Annotated in this window: 2 protein-coding genes and 1 pseudogene; 1 reads left to right on the top strand and 2 read right to left on the bottom strand. The window is 65.2% G+C overall.

Annotated features, from left to right (window positions below; translation table 11 throughout):
• Positions 1-192 precede the first annotated feature (192 nt).
• Complete coding sequence (locus tag DBR22_RS18740; RefSeq protein ID WP_108600242.1) at positions 193-2028, top strand: glycoside hydrolase family 13 protein; 1836 nt, start codon at positions 193-195, stop codon at positions 2026-2028.
• Between the two features lie 23 nt (positions 2029-2051).
• Here DBR22_RS18740 and DBR22_RS18735 read toward each other — a convergent pair whose 3' ends face one another.
• Together DBR22_RS18735 and DBR22_RS18730 are read right to left on the bottom strand one after the other, a co-directional pair.
• Positions 2052-2663, bottom strand: coding sequence for a hypothetical protein (locus tag DBR22_RS18735; RefSeq protein ID WP_108600241.1), 612 nt, complete (start codon positions 2661-2663; stop codon positions 2052-2054).
• A pseudogene (locus tag DBR22_RS18730) lies at positions 2660-3010 on the bottom strand (DUF6286 domain-containing protein); the annotation flags it as partial. The gene DBR22_RS18735 and the pseudogene DBR22_RS18730, both read right to left, overlap by 4 nt.

Raw genomic sequence — 3010 nt, 5'->3', positions numbered from 1 at the left:
GGGCCAGGATGCCGGCAGTAGCTGCCGGGAGTAGGAATTTTCGGGTTTTCATTTGCTTGAGGCTCCTCGCTGAGTGACAAGTAAGTCGAACAGTGTGGTTGTTGGTGACCTTGATGTGGTGACCATCACACTAGTAAGGTTGTTGCGGCTTATGCAAGCGTTTACATCAAAAAGTTACCGGACAGGAACCAAATGCACCATTCGACCGTTCCCACCCCTGCGTCCACGGGTAGTTCATGGTGGGCAAGCGCTGTTGTTTATCAGATTTATCCGCGTTCCTTCGCGGATGCCAACGGGGACGGAATGGGTGATCTCCGCGGAACGGCGGCCCGTTTGCCCTATCTTCAGGCGTTGGGGGTCGATGCCATCTGGCTGTCTCCGTTCTATAAGTCGCCCCAGGCCGACGGCGGCTATGACGTGGCGGACTACCGCCAGGTGGACCCGCTTTTCGGGACGCTGGCCGACTTCGATGCTTTGTTGCAGAATGCTCACGGCCGTGGCCTGAAGGTCATCGTTGATCTCGTACCCAACCACACCTCCGATGAGCATGTGTGGTTCCAGCAGGCCCTGGCGGCAGCCCCGGGCACCCCGGAGCGGGACCGGTATATGTTCCGGCCGGGCAAGGACGAAACACCGGGTTCCGGCGACGGCAACCTGGCACCGAACAACTGGAAATCCATCTTCGGCGGACCGGCCTGGAGCCGTGTCACCGAACAGGACGGCAAACCCGGCGAGTGGTACCTCCACCTTTTCGACACCAAGCAACCGGACCTGAACTGGGAAAACGCCGAGGTGCAGGAAGAAATGCGCGCAGTGATCCGCTTCTGGCTGGACCGCGGTGTGGACGGATTCCGTGTGGATGTTGCCCACGGCATGGTCAAGGAGGCTGGCCTGCCCGACTGGGAAGGCGTGGCAGCCATGGTGGAAGGCACTGCTGACGCGACTGACAAACGGCACATCCCGCCCGGTGACGCTCCCGGCGCGCATACCGACTCCCAGGAACCGCACCGTGCTGTGTCGCCCCAATACCCGCCATCGCCCTTCTTTGACCAGGACGGCGTGCATGAGATCTACCGGGACTGGCACAAAGTACTGGCGGAGTACGACGGCGATCGCATGATGGTTGCCGAGGCCTGGGTTGAACCCGCCGAACGGTTGGCCCGGTATGTCCGCCAAGACGAAATGCAGCAGGCCTTCAACTTCGATTTCCTCCTGGCCGGCTGGGACGCAGGGCGGATGGCCGAAGCCATCGAGGACTCTCTCAAAGCCGCCGCTTCCGTAGGGGCTCCGTCCACCTGGGTGCTGAGCAACCATGACACCGTCAGGCACACCACCCGGTTCGGGCTGAAGGATCCGACCACCTTCCCCAAGGGCATCGGCGCACATGACGAGCAGCCTGATGCAGCCCTGGGCCTGGCGCGGGCCCGCGCCGCCACGCTGGTCTCCTTCGCGCTGCCCGGCTCCGCCTATATATACCAGGGCGAGGAACTCGGCCTTCCGGAGCACACCACGCTTCCGGACGACGCGCGGCAGGACCCCACGTTCTTCCGCACCAACGGGGCTGAGATCGGCCGCGACGGTTGCCGCGTTCCGCTGCCGTGGAAGTCCACTGCGCCCGGTTTCGGCTTTGCCGAAACCCTGACACATGAAGCGAACGACGGCGGCCCGGCGGGGTTGGCCCCGGGCCAACCGGCAGCACCCTGGCTGCCCCAGCCCGAATCGTTCCGGGACCTCGCCGCGGACAGGCAGGACGGCGTCGAAGGATCCACCCTGGAGCTCTACCGTTCTGCCCTGGCGTTCCGTGCCGCCCAAAGCCTGGGATCGGGAACTTTCCGGTGGGCCGATATCCATCAGCCCGATCTGGGCATAGTGGCGTTCCATAACCGCGACGTCCTGGTGCTCACCAATATGGGGGCCACCGCGGCGCCGCTCCCCGCGGACTATGCGGTGGCACTATCGAGCACTTCCCTGCCGGCCGGCTTCGTGACCGAGGTGTTGCCGAACTCAACGGTCTACCTGACCAAGTGAGTCCGTCCTGACGCCGCGGGCCGTCAGCGCACGCGTTCGGCTCGGCTGAACCGTGTCCTGGCGCCGGCACCGATGTGGATGACCGCCGGAGTCCGTTTCCCCACCACCTCATCCAAGGCGTCCACGAGGGCAGAGACGTCGGCCGCCAGAAGGTGCGGGGCTACGCCCTGGCGCGGCTGCAGCCGGATCTTCAGGGCCGGGCGGCCGCGGACGTCGTAGGTGGCCACTGTGGCCCCGGCGAGGTCCGGCCGCTCCGCGAGGGCATGCTTCAGTGCCTGTTCAGCCACTCCGCCGGCGATCCGCACGTCTCCGGCAACGGTTCCGGGATCGAACTCCGCGGCCAGAACGTCGCTCCGGCCTTTGCCTTGCTGCGCAATCCAGGCAACCATGAGTCCGATCAGCACCAGCAGGGCGACGGCCATGATGATCCAGAGCCAGCTTTCGGGGCGCCCGGGGAACCGGGTGTCGTTGAAGGCCTGGTTGAGGCCGTCCCAGGCCGACCGCGACCACGTGTGCCACCACGGCCCCACTGAGGGCACCGCTGCAAGCGCAACCAGCAGGATGCCCACGGCGAGCAGGATCAGCCCGAGGATCCCGATCAGGATCCGGTTGAGTACTGATGGAGTGCTGTTCATGCCCCGATCACCCCGGCAGCGGCGATATTGACACGGACCTCCGGCAAAGGGAACAGGGACATCTCGCGGAGCTCTTCCTGGACGGCGGCAAGCACCGCTGTTTCGATGACGGGCACTCCCGAGGTGGGGCGGACATTGACGATGACCTGCCGCTGGGAGACCACCACCATCACCTGTTCAGGAGTGACATTCGCTGCGAGCCGGGCGCTGCGGGCCAAGGCGGACGCGATGACCTCGTCATCGACCACCACGGCAGCCGACGTCCCCGGGACGTCCAGCACATGCCGGGCGCGCCTGCCGGGCAGGACAGCGTTGAGCAGGGAAAACAGCCCGGCCATGGCCACCAC

Origin of the sequence: Arthrobacter sp. HMWF013 (assembly GCF_003061105.1) — a bacterium.
In the GTDB taxonomy this organism is placed as follows: Bacteria; Actinomycetota; Actinomycetes; order Actinomycetales; family Micrococcaceae; genus Arthrobacter.
This window is presented reverse-complemented; position numbering and strand designations above follow the sequence as displayed.